The organism is Halopolyspora algeriensis, from assembly GCF_003337235.1.
Taxonomy (GTDB): Bacteria; Actinomycetota; Actinomycetes; order Mycobacteriales; family Pseudonocardiaceae; genus Haloactinomyces; species Haloactinomyces algeriensis.
Map to the genome: position 1 here is coordinate 610,244 of NZ_QPJC01000002.1, position 19,051 is coordinate 629,294.

General features: G+C 70.5%; 18 protein-coding genes. 10 read left to right on the forward strand and 8 right to left on the reverse strand.

The genetic code is table 11. The features are described 5' to 3' along the window. Nucleotides 1-2: 2 nt before the first annotated feature. Nucleotides 3-797, reverse strand: a complete 795-nt coding sequence (locus tag DFQ14_RS22545; RefSeq protein WP_114452037.1) for a hemerythrin domain-containing protein — start codon at nt 795-797, stop codon at nt 3-5. Nucleotides 798-987: 190 nt separating this feature from the next. Here DFQ14_RS22545 and DFQ14_RS06100 point away from each other — a divergent pair, with 190 nt between their 5' ends. The 8 genes from DFQ14_RS06100 to DFQ14_RS06135 all read left to right on the forward strand — a co-directional run bounded on the left by DFQ14_RS06100 (nt 988) and on the right by DFQ14_RS06135 (nt 9,921). Next, the gene (locus DFQ14_RS06100; protein ID WP_114452038.1) at nt 988-1,959 is read left to right on the forward strand and encodes an SDR family oxidoreductase; all 972 of its coding nucleotides are present in this window, start codon (nt 988-990) and stop codon (nt 1,957-1,959) included. After that, nucleotides 1,956-2,720, forward strand: coding sequence for an alpha/beta fold hydrolase (locus tag DFQ14_RS06105; RefSeq protein ID WP_114452039.1), 765 nt, complete (start codon nt 1,956-1,958; stop codon nt 2,718-2,720). Before DFQ14_RS06100 ends, DFQ14_RS06105 begins: the two co-directional genes overlap by 4 nt. Next, a complete protein-coding gene (locus tag DFQ14_RS06110) occupies nt 2,717-4,120 on the forward strand; it encodes a hypothetical protein (protein ID WP_114452040.1) in 1,404 nt (467 codons plus the stop codon). Before DFQ14_RS06105 ends, DFQ14_RS06110 begins: the two co-directional genes overlap by 4 nt. Before the next feature lie 55 nt (nt 4,121-4,175). Next, nucleotides 4,176-5,090: a ribonuclease Z gene (locus tag DFQ14_RS06115; protein WP_114452041.1), complete on the forward strand. Its 915-nt coding sequence runs from the start codon at nt 4,176-4,178 to the stop codon at nt 5,088-5,090. A 157-nt stretch (nt 5,091-5,247) separates the two neighbouring features. Then, nucleotides 5,248-6,129 (forward strand): haloalkane dehalogenase, encoded by an 882-nt coding sequence (locus tag DFQ14_RS06120; protein WP_257233586.1) that lies wholly within the window; start codon nt 5,248-5,250, stop codon nt 6,127-6,129. 266 nt (nt 6,130-6,395) lie between these two features. Continuing rightward, a complete protein-coding gene (locus tag DFQ14_RS06125; protein WP_246195377.1) occupies nt 6,396-8,153 on the forward strand; it encodes a glycoside hydrolase family 15 protein in 1,758 nt (585 codons plus the stop codon). Between the two features lie 101 nt (nt 8,154-8,254). Continuing rightward, nucleotides 8,255-9,271: an SDR family oxidoreductase gene (locus DFQ14_RS06130; protein WP_114452042.1), complete on the forward strand. Its 1,017-nt coding sequence runs from the start codon at nt 8,255-8,257 to the stop codon at nt 9,269-9,271. Between the two features lie 101 nt (nt 9,272-9,372). Further along, on the forward strand, nt 9,373-9,921 hold the full coding sequence (locus DFQ14_RS06135) for a hypothetical protein (protein ID WP_141921298.1): 549 nt from the start codon (nt 9,373-9,375) through the stop codon (nt 9,919-9,921). A gap of 35 nt (nt 9,922-9,956) precedes the next feature. Here the strand turns inward: DFQ14_RS06135 and DFQ14_RS06140 are convergent, their stop codons facing one another. Beyond that, nucleotides 9,957-11,069: an enolase C-terminal domain-like protein gene (locus tag DFQ14_RS06140; RefSeq protein WP_114452174.1), complete on the reverse strand. Its 1,113-nt coding sequence runs from the start codon at nt 11,067-11,069 to the stop codon at nt 9,957-9,959. 113 nt (nt 11,070-11,182) lie between these two features. Here DFQ14_RS06140 and DFQ14_RS06145 point away from each other — a divergent pair, with 113 nt between their 5' ends. After that, nucleotides 11,183-12,991: a thiamine pyrophosphate-requiring protein gene (locus DFQ14_RS06145; RefSeq protein ID WP_114452044.1), complete on the forward strand. Its 1,809-nt coding sequence runs from the start codon at nt 11,183-11,185 to the stop codon at nt 12,989-12,991. Then, the gene (locus DFQ14_RS06150; protein WP_114452045.1) at nt 12,991-16,170 is read left to right on the forward strand and encodes an FAD-binding and (Fe-S)-binding domain-containing protein; all 3,180 of its coding nucleotides are present in this window, start codon (nt 12,991-12,993) and stop codon (nt 16,168-16,170) included. The genes DFQ14_RS06145 and DFQ14_RS06150 overlap by 1 nt, the downstream gene beginning before the upstream one ends. Nucleotides 16,171-16,294: 124 nt before the next feature. On the opposite strand, the gene DFQ14_RS06155 is transcribed toward DFQ14_RS06150, so the two are convergent. The 6 genes from DFQ14_RS06155 to DFQ14_RS06180 all read right to left on the reverse strand — a co-directional run bounded on the left by DFQ14_RS06155 (nt 16,295) and on the right by DFQ14_RS06180 (nt 18,818). Then, nucleotides 16,295-16,921 (reverse strand): class I SAM-dependent methyltransferase, encoded by a 627-nt coding sequence (locus DFQ14_RS06155; protein WP_114452046.1) that lies wholly within the window; start codon nt 16,919-16,921, stop codon nt 16,295-16,297. A gap of 67 nt (nt 16,922-16,988) precedes the next feature. Beyond that, a complete protein-coding gene (locus tag DFQ14_RS06160; RefSeq protein WP_114452047.1) occupies nt 16,989-17,207 on the reverse strand; it encodes a hypothetical protein in 219 nt (72 codons plus the stop codon). A gap of 341 nt (nt 17,208-17,548) precedes the next feature. Further along, entirely contained in the window at nt 17,549-18,070 is a 522-nt protein-coding gene (locus tag DFQ14_RS06165; protein WP_114452048.1) for a hypothetical protein, read from the reverse strand. Beyond that, nucleotides 18,067-18,246: a hypothetical protein gene (locus tag DFQ14_RS06170; RefSeq protein ID WP_114452049.1), complete on the reverse strand. Its 180-nt coding sequence runs from the start codon at nt 18,244-18,246 to the stop codon at nt 18,067-18,069. Before DFQ14_RS06170 ends, DFQ14_RS06165 begins: the two co-directional genes overlap by 4 nt. A gap of 24 nt (nt 18,247-18,270) precedes the next feature. After that, entirely contained in the window at nt 18,271-18,501 is a 231-nt protein-coding gene (locus tag DFQ14_RS06175) for a hypothetical protein (RefSeq protein ID WP_114452050.1), read from the reverse strand. Then, complete coding sequence (locus DFQ14_RS06180; protein WP_114452051.1) at nt 18,498-18,818, reverse strand: hypothetical protein; 321 nt, start codon at nt 18,816-18,818, stop codon at nt 18,498-18,500. Before DFQ14_RS06180 ends, DFQ14_RS06175 begins: the two co-directional genes overlap by 4 nt. Between the last annotated feature and the right edge of the window lie 233 nt (nt 18,819-19,051).

Here is a 19,051-nt window from a genome sequence, read left to right on the forward strand (position 1 = left end):
GCTCACCGGCTGCTGTCCTGGCTGCCTGCCCGGCGCAACGTCTCCCCCAGTTCCTCGAGCTCACCGGACGGCATCGCCCGGTGCAGCTCGAGGAACAGGTGGTCCTGGTAGGCCGCATGCTGGTGCGACTGCGAGATCAGCGTCCCCACCAGCTGGTCGAACTCCTCGCTGTCGGCGGGATGCTCACCGAGCGCGGCCAGCGTCTCCTGCCCCTGCTGCTGCCGTTGCGCAGCGCCGTCGGCCCAGCTGTCCCCATCGGGCAATACCCGGCGCACGATGGGCCAGAAGTGTTCGTTCTCGATCGTCTCGTGCCGGCTCATCGCGGTAGCGATCATCTCGACGAGCTGACCGCGCTGGGAGATCTGCTCCTGTGATCCACCGTCACTGTGGCCGGGCAGTGTCTTGAGTTCCTTGACCATCGCCGCGATCCGGTTGTGCTCGCGAGTGAGGACCGCGAGGCCGTTCCCGACGTCCGGCTCCCGGATCCGGCCCGGCACGGCATCACGCCGCGCGGTGGCCTCGCGCAACTGGGGGTCGGCCCGGACTCGGGACCGGATCCACTCGCGCACCATCTCCTTGGACGTCGGGTTCTCCGTGGGCGGGTTGGCCAGGTGCTGGCTCGCCGGCTGCGCTCCACTGCGCCGCCGATCGTCGGCCGTGACCGTGTCGCCACCGTCGGCGGGCACGCCGGTGGCGATCAGATGGGCCTGCCCCGCCGGGATGCCCAGGCGCTCGCCGATGGTTCGATAGTCCAGGCCCTGGTCGAGAAGTTCTCGCACCTGCCGCCTGCTGACCATCGGTCACCTCCGCTCGCCCTGCGCCGCCTGCCTTACCGTGCCTGCGAGCGGAGTGGTACGCCACTCGATTCCCCCAACGAGTGAGACAAGGAGACGGGACGGCTTCCCGTCCCGCGCTGCGTGGGGTGCAGCTGCCCGCAGTGCCACCGGCTTCCGCGTGGAACCGTCCCCGGCTGGGTACTTCGACGGCATGCGGATCAAAGATCGAGTCGTGGTCGTCACCGGTGCCTCCAGCGGCATCGGGCGAGCGGCGGCGTTGGCGCTCGCCGGACACGATTGCGCGCTCGTGCTCACCGCGCGGCGCGAAGGCGCCCTGCAGCAGGTCGCCGAGGAGTGCACCGCTCGCGGTGGGCAGGCGATCGTGGTGCCCGCCGATGTCACCGACGCCGATGCCGTGCAGCAGGTCGCCCGGCAGGCCCTGGACCGGTTCGGGCGCATCGACGTGTGGATCAACGCCGCCGCGGTGACCGTGTTCGGGCCTTTCCAGGACACTCCGCTGCAGGACTTCCGGCGCGTGGTCGACGTGAATCTGATGGGTTACGTGCACGGCTGCCGTGCCGCGCTGGCCGTGTTGCGCGAGCAGGGTCGGGGAGTTCTGATCAACGTCTCCTCGATCGTCGGCGTCATCGCCCAGCCCTACACCCCCGCCTACGGGACGACGAAGTTCGCGATCAGGGCGCTGAGCACGAGCCTGCGCCAAGAGCTGTGGTTGGACGGTGCACGTGGGGTGAAGGTGTGCACGGTGCTGCCCGCCACGATCGACACGCCGCTGTTCCAGCAAGCGGCGAACTACACCGGGCGCGAGGTACGGGCGATGCCGCCGGTCTACACCCCGGAGCGGGTGGCTCATACGATCGTGAGCCTGGTCCGCCGCCCCCGGCGTGAGGTCGTCGTCGGCCCGATGGGGAGATCGCTGGTGCTGCAGTCGAAGTTCACGCCCGGTTTCGTGGAGAAACTGATGGCGTTCCAGGTGCATCGCAGGCACCTGTCGCGCAAGCATCCCGCACCGGCCGGTTCCGGCAATCTCCACGAACCTGCGGCGGGAACCGGTTCAGCCCGCGGGGGCTGGCACGGTGGGCGGCGTACCGCGCTGCGCCGCACCGCCACGGCCGCGATGCTGCTCGGGGCTGCCGTGGCGTCGGCGAGCAGGCGGCAGCGTTGACCGGCTGGGGCCGGCCCGAATTCACCGCGTCCGCAGGTACCCGCGTCCACGCGGCCGTTCTCGGACCGGCGGACGCGCCCGACCTGGTGTGCGTGCACGGGTGGGGATGCTCGCACCGCTACTTCGGCCCGCTGGCGCGGCGTCTGTCCGGCAGGTTCCGGGTGGTCGCCGTCGACCTTCCCGGTTTCGGGAGCACTCTCGGGCCTGCGGAGCCGTTGGACGTGCGGGGACTGTCCACCGCCCTCGGGGACTGGATGCGCGCGACCGGGCGGGGCGGTGCGGCGTTGGTGGGCAATTCCGCAGGCTGCCAGGTGATCGCCGACCTCGCGGTGCATTCCCCGGAACTGCTCGGCCCCGTCGTGCTCAGCGGCCCGTCCGTGGATCGCCGAGCCCGCTCGTACCCGCGCCAGTTCGGACGGATACTGGTCGACATGCGCTGGGAGAGGGTCGGGTTGACCCGCCTCCTCGTCCGCGATTACCTCAGGTGCGGCCCCCGCAGGCTCCGGGCGACCGCGCGGTTCCTGCTCGCCGACCCGGTGGAACGCAAACTGGGCCACATCCGCACCCCGGCGGTCGTGGTACGGGGAAGCAGGGACACGATCGTCCCCCGTGCCTGGACGCGGGAATGCACCGCACTGCTGCCGCAGGGGTATTCGGCCGAGATTCCGGGAGCAGGACACATCCTCAACTACTCGGCACCGGCCGAGCTCGCGCGGATCACCTGCTCGCTGCTGGACCGGACCGGAAGCGAGGACCGATGAGCGGCATGCGGCAGCACGCCCGGGCGGCACGACTGCTGACCGACTTCGACTCGTCGGTCAACATGGTTCGTGCGCTCGGCCGGTTCCTGCGCGGCAGGGATCACCGGGCCATGTCGGCGGGCCCCGCCTCCCCGCTGCTGGCCGGAGCCCTGGCCGCTCTTCCGCACACCGCGCGGCGGGATCTGTTCGAGGCCATGGGGTTCCTGCAGGCCGTACCGCTCGACCGGGTCTCCCGGTTGGACGGTGACGAGCTCGCGCACTGGGCCACCCGGCAGTACCGGGGTGAGCGGTACCCGGCGGTGGTGCTGGGAGCGGCGAGCGGGGCGGCGGTGCATCTCGCCGCAGCGCTGCGGGCCCCTTTCCTGCCCCAGACGCTGCTCGTCGGCGCGCGCGACACCGCCACGGATCCGGACGATCCCGTGGGGGCGATGCGGGCCGTCGCTCCGACGGCTCGGCGGATCGCGCAGCGCAATCCCGAGCTCGCGGTGTATCACATGCACGATCCGGCTCAGGACCGTCCGATGCTGCAGAACCTGGCCTACCTGCGGCTCAAGCGGCTGCGCCTGGGCAGGATCCACGAGCGCTTCCTGGAGCAGCGACTGGCGCCGGGTGCCCCGATCATCCTGCTCGACTGCACCCGCACGTGGCGCACCCGCGAGGTCGGCGAGCGGGCGTATTTCCAGTTCGGATGCCTCGGCGGCCTTCCCGAGGAGGAGTATCACCACAGCGGCGAGCGGGTGGCCGAGTACCTGCGGCAGCAGGGCTCGCCGTGGCGGCACTGGGATCCACCGGAGCCCGATGCGCGCCGTCCCGAGGCGGAATGGGGGTTCGACCCGGCACTGGAGTCCGACGTGGCGTGGTTCGCCGAGCGGTTCGGCCACCCGGTGCACCGCATCACGGTGGCCGAGCCGCAGGACCTCAGCCCCGTCGTCGCCGATCTGTACCGGTGGTGGTACCGCAGGCGCGGCCTGCCCGGCGATCGCCTGCTGGCCGAGAGCTACGTCCAGTTCGATCCGATGTGGGCGTTGCGGCTGGGGGCGGTGCCGTTCTGGCTGCGGTTCAACATGGAGCCCGCCTACGAGGCCCTGCGGGATTACCTGCACGCGACCGAGCGGTTCCGCGACATCCACGTGAATCTCTTCTCGCAGGGCCTGTGGTCGCCGGGCGTGGTGCCCGTCGACCGGTGGCGTGCGCTGGCGGCCGAGCAGGCCGCCGGCGCGGGCGAGGTGCTCGGGGTCGACGAGGATGCCTACCCGCTCGATGCGGGCAGCAGCCTGCGCTACACACCCGCGTTCCGGTCCCTGCCGCCGCGCCACTCCCTTCCCCCGCCGCTGTCCATCGAGGACATCGACGAGTTCCGCGCGCAGACATCGACCATGCACGCGGTCGACTGGTCGTGAACCGTTCGCCGCAACGCATCCGTGTGCACCCGTCGGCGGCAGGTATCGTCATCGGGTGTCGGTTCGGGAACTGGTCGTGCTGGGTACCGCAAGCCAGGCACCCACGCGTCGGCGCAACCACAACGGGTATCTGCTGCGCTGGGACGGCGAGGGGCTGCTGTTCGACCCCGGAGAGGGCACGCAACGGCAGATGCTGCAGGCCGGGGTGTCCGCCAACGACATCACCCGCCTCTGCCTCACCCACTTCCACGGTGATCACTGCCTCGGGGTGCCGGGAGTCGTCCAGCGGCTCTCCCTGGACCGGGTGGCCCACCCGGTACGCGCGCACTATCCGGCGTCGGGGCGGCATTTCTTCGAGCGGCTGCGCCATGCCAGTGCCTTCCACGAGATCGCCGAGCTGTGCGAGGAACCGATCGAGCGCGAGGGGTGGATCGCCGCCGGGACGTTCGGGGAATTGCGGGCCCGGCGGCTCGATCACCGGGTCGAGACCTTCGGGTATCGGCTGGTCGAGCCGGACGGGCGGCGGATGGTGCCCGAACTGCTGGACCGGTTCGGCATCAGCGGGCCGCGGGTCGGTCTGCTGCAGCGCAACGGCACCCTCGACGTCGACGGGCGCACCGTCGGCCTGGGCGAGGTCAGCGAGCCGCGCCGTGGCCAGCGCGCCGCTTTCATCATGGACACTCGCCTGTGCGATGCGGTCCACGAACTCGCCGACGGCGCCGATCTGCTGGTGATCGAGGCGACCTTCCTCGCCGAGGACGGCTCGCTGGCCGACGAGTACGCGCACCTCACCGCGGCCCAGGCGGGGCGGGTGGCCGCCGAGTGCGGCGTGCGCAAGCTTGTGCTCACCCACTTCTCGCAGCGGTATCCCCATCCGGAACGCTTCCGCGACGAGGCCGCCGAACAATTCGGCGGTGAGATCGTGCTCGCCGAGGATCTCATGCGGGTGCCGGTGCCCACACGCCGCTGACTCCCCGTGTGGCCACGCCGAGCATGCGGCGCCTCGCCCGATCGGCGAGGCTGGAGCATCAGAAAGCGAGCCGGTGGTCACGAAGCCGAGCGTCACCGTGGCCGCTCGGTGGCGTTCTTCCGTATCGGAACATCGATCGAGACGATCAGGAGCCGACGTGGCGGGAACGCACCAGCACTACCCGAAGAAGTATGCCGACGTACTCGGGAACCGGATGGCCTATGTGGAGGTGGGCACCGGGGACCCGATCGTGTTCCTGCACGGCAATCCGACCTCGTCGTACCTGTGGCGCAACGTCATTCCGCAGGTTGCCGAGCTCGGCCGGTGCATCGCGCCGGACCTGCTGGGGATGGGCGATTCGGAGGGGCTTGCCGATTCCGGCCCCGGCAGCTACCGCTTCGTCGACCACCGCCGCTGTCTGGATGCGTTGCTGGAAACGCTCGGCATCGACGACCGGGTGACCCTCGTCGTGCACGACTGGGGCTCGGCACTGGGGTTCGACTGGGCGCACCGGCATGCTGCGGCGATGCGGGCGCTGGTTTACATGGAAGCGATCGTCATGCCGGTGACCTGGCAGGACTGGCCCGAATCGGCACGGCGCATCTTTCAGGGGATGCGCTCGGACGCCGGGGAGGAGATGGTCCTGGAGCGCAACATGTTCGTGGAGACGGTGCTGCCCGGCTCCGTCCTGCGGGATCTCTCCGACGAGGAGATGGCCGAATACCGCCGCCCCTACGCGAACCCGGGTGAGAGCCGGCGGCCGACGCTGACCTGGCCACGCGAGGTTCCCATCGAGGGTGAACCGGACGACGTCGTCGAGATCGTCCGCTCCTACGGCCAATGGTTGGCAGGCAGCGATCTGCCGAAGCTGTTCGTCAACGCCGAGCCCGGCGCGATTCTGACCGGCAGGCAGCGCGATTTCGCGCGTTCCTGGCCGAACCAGACCGAGGTGAGCGTCGCGGGCAGTCACTTCGTGCAGGAGGACTCGGGCGAGGACATCGGCACGGAGATCGCGGCGTTCCTGCGGTCCCTGCCCTAACTCGCCACTCACCGGGCCGGGAAGTCCGCCCGGGTGCGGTAGCCGGACTTCCGGTCCCCTCGCATCCGGCTGCGAGGGTCGCAGCGGCGCCATAGAGTGATGCCGGACCGTGCACGCTCCACGATCACTCGGGAGGACGGGCGTGATCCTGCCGGAACACCACACCCGGTCATTCGTCGGTACTCGAGGCCCCGGCTGCCCGTCTTCGGGATCACTCGGTTCCTCGGAGAGCACGGGAGCGCAGACCAGGTCCGCCGGGCTCTGACGTGGCCGACGTACCGGATTTCCGTCCCGAGGTCCTGCGCGAGTACGCGCTGCTGGCCGACGGGGAGCGCGGCGCGCTGATCGGCCCGCGCGGTGACATCACCTGGATGTGCGCCCCGCGCTGGGATTCCGACGCGGTGTTCTCCTCCCTGATCGGTGGAGCCGGTGCGTACGCGGTCAGTCCGAGCGATCCCTGGTATGTCTGGGGTGGCTATTACGAGCAGGGCACGCTGATCTGGCATTCCCGGTGGATGACCTCCTCCGGGGCGATCGAGTGCCGGGAGGCCCTGGCCTTTCCCGGCGATCCGCACACCGCTGTCGTTCTCCGCCGCGTGCAGGCCCTCGACGGGCCTGCCGAGGTGCGGGTTCTGCTCGACCCGCAGGGTGGCTTCGGGCGTCATTCGCTGCGCAAGCTCTCCGTCGACGACGGTGTCTGGACCGGCAGGGTCGGACCGCTGTACCTGCGGTGGTCGGGCGCGGAGGAGGCCCGGCAGGACGGTGATGCCCTCGCGTTCACGCTGACCGTCCCGCACGGATCGTTTCACGATCTGGTGCTGGAGCTTTCCGACCGGCCGCTGCCCTCCGGGCCCGCGGAGGCCGCCCCGACCTGGGAAGCCACCGAGAATCGCTGGCGGCGCAGCGTGCCCGACATGGGAGCGACGCTCGGCAAGCGGGACGCGCACCACGCCTACGCCGTGCTGCGCGGGCTGACCAGTGCAAGCGGCGGAATGGTCGGTGCCGTGACCACCTCGCTTCCCGAACGGGCCGAGGCCGGTCGCAACTACGACTACCGCTACACCTGGATCCGCGACCAGTGCTACGCCGCTCAGGCCGTGGCCGCCGACGGGCCGCATCCGCTGCTGGACAACGCGGTGGGCTTCATCGCCGAGCGTCTGCTGGCCGACGGGCCGTCGCTGCACCCGGCCTACACAGTGGAGGGAGGACGGGTACCCGAGACGTACACGCTGCCGCGCGTGCGCGGCTACCCGGGTGGCGGTAACCGGGCGGGCAACAAGGTCACCGACCAGTTCCAACTCGACGCGTTCGGGGAGGCACTGCTGCTGTTCGCCGCCGCGGCACGCCACGACCGCCTCGACACCGAGCACTGGCGCGCCGTGGAGGTCGCGGTGGCCGCGATCGAGCAGCGCCGAGGTGAACCCGACGCCGGAGTGTGGGAACTCGCTCCCGACCGCTGGGCGCACTCTCGACTGATCTGTGCCGCCGGGCTGCGTGCCGTCGCCAGGTCCGGTGCCGCCACCGCGCAGGCCGCGTCGTGGACCTCGCTGGCCGATGCCATCGTCGCCGAGACCACACGGGACTGCCTGCATCCCTCCGGGCGCTGGCAGCGCAGTCCGAACGATCCCGGAGTCGACGCCGCACTGCTGCTGTGCGCCGTCCGCGGGGCCATACCCGCCGACGATCCCCGCAGCCTGGCCACACTCGGCGCCGTGCGCGACGGACTGACCCAGGACGGGTACGTCTACCGGTTCCGGCACGACCAGCGCCCGCTGTACGAGGCCGAGGGGGCTTTCCTGCTCTGCGGGTTCATCACCGCGCTGGCCACCCACCAGCAGGGCTGGGAAACCGAGGCCCGGGCGTGGTTCGAACGCAACAGGGCGGCCTGCGGCCCCGCGGGGCTGTATTCCGAGGAGTACGACGTCAACCAGCGTCAACTGCGCGGAAACATCCCGCAGGCGTTCGTGCACGCGCTCATGCTCGAAGCGGCCTCCCGGCTCGCTCGTCCTTGGGAACACCTCTGACCGCAGGTGTCACACCTTCCCCTGCCGGGTAACGACCACGTTGTCGGGCATGTTCGACACGGCATGGCCGGACGAGACGACCAGGACGAGGAAGTGGTGACATGGCTTCGACAGCGAACCGCGAGGTGGCCGTGGTGACGGGCGGCACGGCCGGTGCCGGCCGAGCAATCGTCCGGGAACTTGCCGTTTCCGGCTACGATGTGGCGATCCTGGCTCGCGGCCGGGCCGGCCTGGACGGTGCGGCCGGAGACGTCGACAGCGCGGGCGGAAAGGCCCTGCCGATCACGGTCGACGTCGCCGACCAGGACGCGGTGCGGCAGGCGGCCACGCAGGTCGAGGACACGCTCGGCGAGATCGCCGTGTGGGTCAACACGGCTTTCGCCGGATCGCTGGCTTTCTCCTGGGACACCGACATGGCGGAATTCCGGCGGATCACCGAGGTGAGCTACTACGGCCAGGTGCACGGCACACTGGCCGCGCTGGAACGGATGCGCCCACGTGATCGGGGCGTCATCATCAACGTCGGCTCGGCCATGGCCTACCGCTCGATCCCGTTGCAGGCCGCCTACTGTGGAGCCAAGCACGCGGTGAAGGGGTTCACCGAGTCGGTGATGACCGAGCTGGTGCACGACAAGAGCAAGGTCGAGCTGTGCACGGTGCAGCTGCCGGGGCTGAACACCCCGCAGTTCAACTGGAACGCCTCGAAGATGCCGCGCCACCCGATGCCCGTGCCGCCGATCTTCCAACCCGAACTCGCGGGCAGGGCCGTCGCGTTCCTCGCCCGGCACCCGCGGCGCAACATGTGGGTGGGCATCGCCACCGCCTACACGATTCTCGGCGAGCGGATCGCCCCGAAGGTGCTCGATGTCTTCCTCGGCCGCACCGGGGTGAACTCGCAGCAGACCGACGCCGATCTTCCCCGATGGGGAGCGAACCTGTTCGAACCGCAGGACGAGCAGGCCGATCGCGGTGCGCACGGGCCGTTCGACGACCAGGCCCATTCCCGGGATCCGGTGCTGTGGCTGTCGAGGCACCGGCGTGCCGTGCTGACCGGGATGGCCGGCCTCACGGCCACCTGCTCGGCGCTGGCCGCCCGATCCGGCCGCAAGCGCCGGTGAGTCGCACCGAACGGAAACAGGAAAGGAGGCGTGAGCGCGGCGATCGGCGAAAGCCACCGATCCGGTGGCACCGGACGATCCCGCGTGATGCGCTGCTCGACATGGCCGAGGACGACAACGAAGAACGCCGGGACGCGTCGAACCAGTCCGAGCAGCAGGAACAGTCCGAACAGGATGACCAGTCCGGACAGGAGGATCGTCCCGAGCAGCAGGGGCGGTGGGAGGTCTACGGCCGCGGGGTGCGCACGGCGCTGCGCAACAACGCCACGGCCTACGGCTTCTCCATCTCGATCACGGCGGCCTACGGGCTGGTCACCGGGTCGAACGGCACGGCGACCGCCTGGGAGACGATGGCCTTCGCGCTCGGTGCGGCGGTTGCGTTCGTCCTGGTCGGCCTGGTTTTCATCGTGCGCTTCCGGGAAGGCAGCCTCGGCGAGGGCGGCCAGGTCGAGACGATGAGCGGCGCCATCGACCTGATGTCGGTCATCGCCGCCGTGGCGGTGGCGTTCGGCCTGTCCCGGATCCCCGGGTTCTTCGGGTGGCCGCTGACCGCGCTGGGCACGGTGATCACGTACCTGATGGTCGGCGGTCTCGACGTGCTGCTGGCCCGCAGTGCCGCGAGCCGCACCTCCGTCGGGCGGGAGCAGTGAAGCCCGCCACGGCGGGAGGAGGCGGGCCGCCCCGATCAGTGCACGCGGTAGGGCTCGAGGTCGGCGTGTTTGACTTCCAGCCCGAGGCCGGGGCGGGAGCGGTCCGGGCGCAGCAGCCCGCCGGGTTCGGGTTCCAGTGTCCCGTCGAAGGCGATCCGTTCGATGCGGACGTGGTCGTGGAAGTACTCCAGGTGCCGCAGGTGCCACACGGCGGTGCCCACCTGGGCGCTGACCTGCGGCGCGCAGTGCAGTGACAGATCCATGGTGCGCGCGTCGCACAGTGCGGCCACGCGCAGCAGCCCGGTGATCCCCAGGCAGCGGGTGACGTCGGCCTGCAGGCAGTCCACCGCCCCGGCATGGAGCATGTGGTGGAAGTAGGGCAGGTGGTAGCCGTACTCGCCTGCGGCGATGTCCATACCGGCCGGTCCCCGATCCCGCAGCAGCCGCAGACCTTCCAGGTCGTCGGAGCTGACCGGTTCCTCCAGCCAGGTCACCCCGAAGCCGGCGAAGATCTCCGCCCATTTCGCGGCGTCCTTGCGGGTGTAGGCGCCGTTGGCATCGACGAACAGCTGCGGCCCCTCGCCGATGGCGAGTCGGGCGGCGCGCAGCCTGCCCCGATCGGAGACCGGGTCCCGGCCGACCTTCATCTTCACCCGGTAGATCCCTGCTTCGACCCAGCCGCCCAGTTGCCTGCCGAGGGTGTCGTTGTCGTAGGAGGTGAATCCGCCGCTGCCGTAGATCGGTGTGGCCGCGTGCAGGGCACCGAGGGCGATCGCCAGCGGCAGGTCGAGCAGCCGGGCCTGCAGGTCCCACAGCGCGATGTCGACGGCCGAGATCGCCTCGGCCACCACGCCGGGCTTGCCGAGGTTGCGCACGGCGTGCTGCATCGCCTGCCACGACTCCGCCGGGGTCAACGCGTCCCGGCCGGTCACCACCCCGGCGAGCTTGCCGTGCACCACGGTGGCCGCCGACGGGCCCGCATAGGTGTAACCGATCCCGGTTCGGCCGGCGGCGTGCGCCCGCACCAGCACCAGCGTGGTGGAGTCCCAGGTCAGTGTCCCGTCGGATTCGGGCGCGTCGGTGGGGATCTCGTAGGCCGCGACATCGAGGTCCTCGATCGGGACCGCATCCGTTGCTCTGCTCGTCACGACCACGGGCGTACCACGCGGCCCGGACGTGTATTCCCGCCGCGCGTTTCAGCACTGCCCGCCGGGGGTAACGCGGAGCCGACATCCGGCAGCCGCGTGCGAAAGGCTCACTCATGCCGCAGACCGCCGACTTCATTCTCGACCGGCTCCGCCAGTGGGGTATCCATCGGATCTTCGGGTACCCGGGCGACGGGATCAACTCCCTGCTGGGGGCCCTCGATCGCGCCGACGGTGACCCGGAGTTGATCCAGCCGCGCCACGAGGAGATGGGCGCGTTCATGGCCACCGCCCACGCCAAGTTCACCGGCGAGATCGGCTGCTGCATGGCCACATCCGGTGGCGGGACGATCCACCTGCTCAACGGGCTCTACGACGCCAAGCTGGACCACCAGCCCGTCGTGGCCATCGTCGGCCAGCAGAAGCGGATCGCCCTGGGCAGCGGGTACCAGCAGGAGATCGACCCCAACACGCTGTACAAGGACGTCTCCGAATACGTGCAGACCTGCATGCATCCCGCGCAGGCCCGCCAACTGATCGACCGCGCGTGCAAGGTCGCGCTGGCCAACCGGACCGTGGCGACGGTCATCGTCCCGGAAGACGTCGCGATGGAGGAGGCCCAGCCCTCACCGCCGCGCGAGCACGGCGCCGTCTACACCACCGCGGGCTGGTCCGGCTCGCGCACCCTGCCCGAGCAGAGCGAGCTGCGCAAAGCGGCCGACGTGCTCAACGAGGGGGAGAAGGTGGCCATCCTGGTCGGGCAGGGTGCGGCCGAGGCCACCGACGAGGTCACCGAGGTCGCCGAACTGCTCGGAGCGGGCGTGGCCAAGACTTCGCTCGGCCGGGAGGTGCTGCCCGACGACCTGCCGTACGTCACCGGGCCGATCGGGCTGCTCGGCTCGACGGCCAGCCACGAGATGATGATGAACGCCGACACGCTGCTGTTCATCGGCACCAGCTTCCCGTACGCGGAGTGGCTGCCCCCCGAAGGCCAGTGCAAGGGGGTGGAAATCGACATCGACGGGCGGATGATCGGTACCCGCTATCCGATGGACGCCCAACTCGTGGGGGGCTCGCGGGACACCCTGCAGGAGCTGATCCCGCTGCTGCAGCGCAAACAGGACCGGTCCTGGCGGGAGAAGATCGAGTCCGAGGTCGACGAGTGGTGGCGGGTCCTCGACGATCGCGCCCACGACGATGCCGATCCGCTCAATCCCGAGCTGGTGACCCACGAGCTGTCCAAGCGGCTGCCGGACAACTGCATCCTGACCACCGATGCCGGATCGGTCGCCAACTGGTGGGCTCGGCACCTCAAGCTGCGCACGGGCATGAAGGCGTCGCTGGCGGGCAATCTCGCCACGATGGGCCCGGGCACGCCGTATGCCATCGGCGCCAAGTTCGCGTTCCCGGACCGCCCCGTGGTCGCGCTGGTCGGCGACGGCGTGTTCCAGATGAACGGGATGCTGGAGCTGATCACCATCAAGGGCTATCTGGACCGGATGAACCAGTCTCCGCTGATCTTCTGCGTGTTCAACAACCGGGACCTCAACCAGGTCACCTGGGAGCAGCGGGCGATGGGCGGGGAACGCAAGTTCCCGGGTTCGCAGAACATCCCCGACGTGCCCTACGCCGAGTGGGCGAAGTTGCTGGGATTCACCGGGATCCGGTGCGACAGCCCGGACAACATCGGGGCGGCCTGGGACGAGGCGCTGGCCGCAGGCGGGCCGGTCGTCCTCGAGGTCGTGGTCGACAGCGAGATCCCGCCGGTGCCGCCGCACATCAAGAAGATGCAGGCCCAGAAGGTGGCCAAGGCGCTGCGGGAGGGTGACCCGCAGACGTGGGGCATCGTCGCCAAGGGCGCCAAGCAGAAGATGCACGAGTTCACCGAGTCGGCCCGGGAAGCGATGCCGGGACGGGAGCGTTGATGCCGGCCGAACAGGTCACCGTCCCGGCTCACCCGGACTCCCGCTTCTCCACCGGAATGGCCGGGACGGCCACGGTCAACGTCCAAGGGCTCGAAGCGCACCTGCGGCGGAATGTCCGGGGCGAGGTGCGCTTCGACACCGCCTCGAAAGCCCTGTATGCCAGCGACGCGTCGAACTACCGGCAGGTCCCGCTCGGCGTGGTGCTTCCCGCCACGCTCGACGACGTGGTCGCCACGACCGTGGCCTGCCACCGCTACGGGGCGCCGCTGCTGTCCCGTGGCGGCGGGACGAGCCTGTCCGGTGAGACGGTCAACGTCGCCGTCGTGCTCGACTTCTCCAAGTACCTGACCGGTACCGAGGACGTCGACGTCGCCCGCAGGACGGTCACGGCCCAGCCCGGGGCGATCAACGAGGAGGTCAACCGGCTCACCGGTGAGCACAACCTCGTCTTCGGCCCCGATCCCTCGTCGCATTCGCGCTGCACGATCGGCGGCAACATCGGCAACAACTCCTGCGGTATCCACTCGGTGCAGGCCCACTTCTACGGGCCCGGCCCCCGCACTTCCGACAACGTGCACGCTCTCGAGGTGCTCACCTACGACGGTGCGCGGTTCTGGGTGGGGGTCGACGAGGAGGAGTCGCTCGACCGCATCATCGCCGAGGGCGGGCGCAAGGGGGAGATCTACGCCAAGCTGCGCGATCTCCGCGATCGCTACGCCGCCGACATCCGGGCCGGTTTCCCCTCGGTGGACGAGATGCCTCGGCGGGTTTCGGGGTACAACCTCGACGAGCTGCTGCCGGAGAAGGGGTTCAACGTCGCCCGCGCGCTGGTCGGCACGGAAGGGACCTGCGCCACCGCGCTGAACGCCACGCTGCTGCTCACCCCGGCGATGTTCGAACGCACCACGGTGATCGTGGAGTACGAGAACATCGTCGACGCGGCCGAGCACGTGACGCAGATCCGGCAGTGGCAGCCGATCGGGCTGGAGGCGATCGACTCCCGGCTCGTGCACGACCAGCAGCAGGAGAAGATCAACCTCGAGGGTCTGCACGAGCTGCCCCGGCTGGGCGGCAACCACGCGTGGTTGATGGTGCAGTTCGGCGCGGACTCCAAGGAGGAGTCGGTGCACCGTGCCGAGCGGTTCACCGAGTGGTTGCGCAGCGATCTCGGCTACGACGCCGATCGGATCGTGGTGTCCAGAAGTGTGCAGGAGGGCGGCAACAGTCAGATCCTGTGGAACATCCGGGAAAGCGGCCTGGGCTCCACGGCGTTCCCTCCGGGGCAGAAGGACCACTGGCCCGGCTGGGAGGATTCCGCGGTCCCGCCCGAGCATCTCGGCGACTATCTGCGGCGGCTCAGGGCGCTCTATGCCGAGTACGGGTTGCGCGGGGCGATGTACGGCCACTTCGGTGAGGGCTGCATCCACTCCCGGATCGATTTCGACCTGCGCAGTGCCGAGGGGCTCGCCACCTACCGGTCCTTCATGGAGGCAGCGGCCGATCTGGTCGTCTCCTACGGCGGGTCGGTCTCCGGCGAGCACGGTGACGGCCAGCAGCGCGCGGAGCTGCTGAGCAGGCAGTACGGGCCTCGGCTGATGGAGGCCATGCACGAGTTCAAGCGGATCTGGGATCCGGCCTGGAAGATGAACCCCGGCAAGGTCGTCGATGCCTACCGTTTCGACGAGAACCTGCGCCTGGGCACCGACTACAACCCTTCGCGTCCGGAGGTCAAGCTCGCCTATCCGCAGGACAACGGGGATTTCTCGCACGCCGCGCTGCGCTGCGTCGGGGTCGGCACCTGCCGCGTGCCGGAAGCCGAGAACACCATGTGCCCCAGCTACCAGGTGACTCGCGAGGAGAAGCACACCACGCGCGGTCGGGCTCGTCTGCTGTTCGAGATGCTGCAGGGCGAGGTGATCACCGACGGCTGGCAGTCCCGGGAGGTTTCCGAGTCGCTGGATCTGTGCCTGGCCTGCAAGGGGTGCACCAGCGACTGCCCGGTGGGCGTGGACATGCCCTCGTACAAGGCGGAGTTCCGGTATCACCACTACCGGTCGATGCGCCGCTGGCGCCCGCGCTACGCCTACGCGTTCGGGTTCATCGACCAGGCGTCGCGGCTGGCCGCGCTGATGCCGGGCGTGGTCAACACGGCGACGCGGACTCCGCTGCTGCGGTCGCTGGTGAAGTGGGCCGGTGGCATCGACCAGCGGCGCGAGCTGCCGACGTTCGCCCCGATCACCCTGCAGCAGTGGTTCGCCGATCGGGGCGGGACGGCCAACCCGTACGGCAGGCGCGTGGTGTTGTTTCCCGACACCTTCAACAACCATCTGCACACCGATGTCGGCGTGGCCTGCGTCGAGGCGCTGGAGGCGGCGGGCTGGCAGGTCGTCATGCCCGAGCGGCACGTGTGCTGCGGGCGCCCGCTGTACGACTACGGTTTTCTCGATGCGGCCCAGCGCTATCTGCACAACGTGCTGGGCATGCTGCGCTCCGACATCCGTGCAGGCACTCCCGTGGTGGGGATGGAGCCCAGTTGTCTGGCGGTGTTCCGGGACGAGATGGGCAAGATGCTGCCGCATGACGACGACGCGACCCGGTTGGCGGCCAACGCCTACCACTTCGCCGAGTTCGTCGAGGCGTTCGACATCGAGGTGCCCGAGCTGGCCCACCAAGCCCTGCTGTGGGGGCACTGCCATCACCGCGCCACCGGCGGCATCGATCCCGATCGGACGATGCTGGAACGGATGGGGGTCGAGGTGCAGCCGGTCAGCGGCGGCTGCTGCGGAGTCGCCGGGGCGTGGGGCTACGAGCAGGGCAAGTTCGACATCTCGGTGGACTGCGGGGAGCAGGCGCTGCTGCCCGCGGTGCGGGGGGCCGACCCCGACACTCTCGTCGTCGCCGACGGCTTTTCCTGCCAGACCCAGATCGGTCAGGTCGGCGGGGGACGCCGTGCGCTGCACAGCGCGCAGGTGATGCAGCTGGCCCGGGACGGTGCCCGTGACGGCCAACCGGGTGAGACGGCCCGGGGTGAGGCGGCGGAGAGCGCCTATCGCCGGCAGCGGCCACGGCCGGGCCGGCGGCGGCGGGCGGTGCGGCTGGCGGGGCTCGCCGGCGGGCTGGGCGTGCTCGGAGGAGCCGCAACCGCCCTGGCCCGGCGCGGGCGGAGCCATATCGGCTGAGAAGGTGCGCGGGTTGGCCGGGTGCGGCCCGGTCGGCCGACGGGGAGTCCTGTCCCCGCTGCCCTGTTCGGTGTGGCGGGGACACGACTCTTGTGCTTGGCCTGCGTGGTGAGCACCGGGTCCATCATGGCCGGTCGGCGAGCACGTGGAAGGCGATGCCGGCCTTGGCCCGTGACACGGCCTCGATGCGGAATCCTGCCTGTTCGAGCAGCGGCACCGGATCGCGCGTGAGGTGGTCGGCGGCGAAGCGGGCGGTCCCGTGCTCGGCCAGTCGCATCCCCGCACGCAGGATCGCGTTGTCCGACGGCCCGTGCTCGGCCAGCACGAAACGCCCGCCGGGTCGCAGCACCCGGTGGGCCTCGCGCACCGCGGCGGCCGGGTCCGGGATGGTGCAGATCGTGAAGGTGGACACCACCGTGTCGGCACTGGCATCGGGCAGCTCCAGCGCCTGCACGTCCCCGGCACGCAGCTCGACCCGATCGGCGAGCCCCTGCCCGGCCACGCGCTCGCGCGCGAGCTGCAGCATCCGTTCGGACAGCTCGATCCCGACCACGGTGACCTCGTCCGGGTACAGCGGCAGGTTCAGCCCGGTACCGACCGCGATCTCGACGACCCGACCACGGGCGTGCTCGACGGCCCACTGCCGGCTGCCGGGGAACAGGAATCGTTCACACGTTCCGATCTGGCGGTCGTAGCGGTCGGCGATCCTGTCGAAGAACCGACGTACGTCGGTGTTGGTGGACGTGTGCATGGTCTCCCTCTCCGCTGGGTCTGCGATGGGTCGGGCACTCGAAGCAACGCTACTTCCCGCGCGGCGGTCATGAGTTGCGCAGCGCGCGTAGGAGCTTGGCGAGCACGGCCGGGTCGCGGGGATCGGCGAAGCGGATGCAGCGCCAGGAGAGCTCGTGGGGCTGCGGGTGGTGCGGGGCGGGTTCGGCCGGGTCGGGCGTGGTGAACCAGCCGAAGCGGAGTTGGGCCGGCATCGGCGGTTCCGGCGCGGGGTTTCGGTGGGAGAACTCGATGTGTGCGGTGTTCACTGCGTTCCTTTCGAGGCGAAAGCCGTGTGCCGGGACGCCGTGCCGGGGCGTGCGCGGGCACGGGGGTTCGGCTGGGGCGAGCACAGGCGCGGTCGGACGCTCGCCCCAGCCGGGGCCCGGTGCGGTGGAAGAGAGGCCGCACCGGTACTCCGGTGGGGACGCCGTTGTCCCGCACCGGAGCGGGCCCGGCGCGGCGATCCGGGTCGGCGTCCGGTCACCGCGCCGGGGCTGGAAACCCGGCCGGGCGGGTGGGGGCGCCGCCCTGCCCGTGTCGGTTCTCGGCCGGGCACAGGCCCGGCGCCGGGCGGAGACGGGCGGCACCGGGCCGGGTCGAGGGGAGGTCAGGCGGGGACGACGGTGCCGGGCGGCAACACGCCCTCCGGGAGGTCCGCTGCGGTACGCGCACCGGTTCCGGGTGGCCGGGAGTCGAGCAGCAGCTCCAGAGCCTCCCCCAGCAGGGGGCATCGCCGGGTGGGCGTGTCGGCACCGGCCGCCCCGCCGTGGTCGAGGGGCCACCCGGTCCCGTCCGTTCCGGGGCCGGGCGAATCGTCCTCGGTGGGCCTATCGGGGGTTGCCGGTGTTCGCGGGGTGTCGGGGTCCGCGGTGGGCCACCGGATGCGGGCGCTGACCCGCACCGGCCTCGGCTCGGTCCATCCCACTCCCTGCGCGCAGGGTGGGCAGATCGTGCGGGTCCCGTCCTGCGGCGGATCCGTGCCGAGTCTGCGGTGCACGGGCCCGGTCAGGCGGTGCCCGCAGGTCGCCACCGGTGTCTGGCCCGGCTCGGGGGCGGGAACGGCGTGCCAGGTGGATTCCCCGATTCCGGTCATCCACACTCCCGCTCGGGCGACGGCGGGGGCGGTCATGCTTTTCCCCGTCGAGTAGCCGCTGCCCGCACGGCCGCCTCGCGGCGTTGCCGCCGGAGCTCGTCCCCGTGGTGTCGGTTCTCGTCGCTGTCGGGGTCCGTGTCGCGGGGCCAGGCCAGCAGCATCCCGAGTCCGGTGAGGACCGCGACACCGGCCAGGAAGATCGCAAGTTCCATCTCGTCGTGCTCCGTGATCGCTGGTTACTGCCGCGCGGCGGCGCGGCGCGGCAGGGGTGGCTGTGCGGTGGCGGGTTCGGCCAGGCCCGCGCACACCGCGCAGCGGGAGTGCTCGGTCGGTGCCCGGGACGGTTCTCCGGGGGCCACGGCGACTCCGCAGGCGCCGTTGCTGTACCGGACCAGCAGCAGGTGCATGTCCGGGTCCCGGTGGTCGCGGGCCGGTAGCCATCCGGCCCAGCGGGCGGGCGGGTTCATCGTGGGAGCCCGTCTTCGCCGTGCTCGTCCACCAGGCGCTGCCGAGCCTCGCCCCGTTCGGCGGCGGCCAGGGCCTGCACGCAGGCCACGCACGGCATCCCACCTGCTGCCTGCTCCATCCGTTCCGGCCGGAACCACCGGCCGCACGCGGAGACCAGCAGCCCGCCCGGCTCCGGCACCGCCATGTGCACGCAGCGCCACGACTCTCCTGCCGCACCGGCGCGGTAGCGCACCGGCCGCATCCCCGATTCGGGGCCGCTCGGATCGGGATCGGACCGCTTCGGCTCGCCCGAACGCTCGGGATCATGCGATACCATCGACACTCCCTTTCGATAGGGGAACTGGTGAAAGGCCTCCCCGCGTGTGCCGCCAAGCTCAGCGCGGGGAGGTCTTTACTCGTGGTGGCTCTCTGCTGTCTTCGGGCAATGCGCTCCGGAAGTACCGGATCAAGGCCACTCGCCCGTGCCCGGCACAACCGCAAGCGCGACACCCTCGAAGAGGTGCTGTCCGTCCCTGCCAGGAAGGGTTATTCTTCCCGCAAGATCGTGCA

Coding starts and splice junctions, on each gene's coding strand:
- DFQ14_RS22545 (WP_114452037.1), bottom strand. CDS start 797: ATGGTCAGCAGGCGGCAGGTGCGAGAACTTCTCGACCAGGGCCTGGAC.
- DFQ14_RS06100 (WP_114452038.1), top strand. CDS start 988: ATGCGGATCAAAGATCGAGTCGTGGTCGTCACCGGTGCCTCCAGCGGC.
- DFQ14_RS06110 (WP_114452040.1), top strand. CDS start 2,717: ATGAGCGGCATGCGGCAGCACGCCCGGGCGGCACGACTGCTGACCGAC.
- DFQ14_RS06130 (WP_114452042.1), top strand. CDS start 8,255: ATGGCTTCGACAGCGAACCGCGAGGTGGCCGTGGTGACGGGCGGCACG.
- DFQ14_RS06135 (WP_141921298.1), top strand. CDS start 9,373: ATGGCCGAGGACGACAACGAAGAACGCCGGGACGCGTCGAACCAGTCC.
- DFQ14_RS06145 (WP_114452044.1), top strand. CDS start 11,183: ATGCCGCAGACCGCCGACTTCATTCTCGACCGGCTCCGCCAGTGGGGT.
- DFQ14_RS06150 (WP_114452045.1), top strand. CDS start 12,991: ATGCCGGCCGAACAGGTCACCGTCCCGGCTCACCCGGACTCCCGCTTC.
- DFQ14_RS06155 (WP_114452046.1), bottom strand. CDS start 16,921: ATGCACACGTCCACCAACACCGACGTACGTCGGTTCTTCGACAGGATC.
- DFQ14_RS06165 (WP_114452048.1), bottom strand. CDS start 18,070: ATGACCGCCCCCGCCGTCGCCCGAGCGGGAGTGTGGATGACCGGAATC.
- DFQ14_RS06170 (WP_114452049.1), bottom strand. CDS start 18,246: ATGGAACTTGCGATCTTCCTGGCCGGTGTCGCGGTCCTCACCGGACTC.
- DFQ14_RS06175 (WP_114452050.1), bottom strand. CDS start 18,501: ATGAACCCGCCCGCCCGCTGGGCCGGATGGCTACCGGCCCGCGACCAC.
- DFQ14_RS06180 (WP_114452051.1), bottom strand. CDS start 18,818: ATGGTATCGCATGATCCCGAGCGTTCGGGCGAGCCGAAGCGGTCCGAT.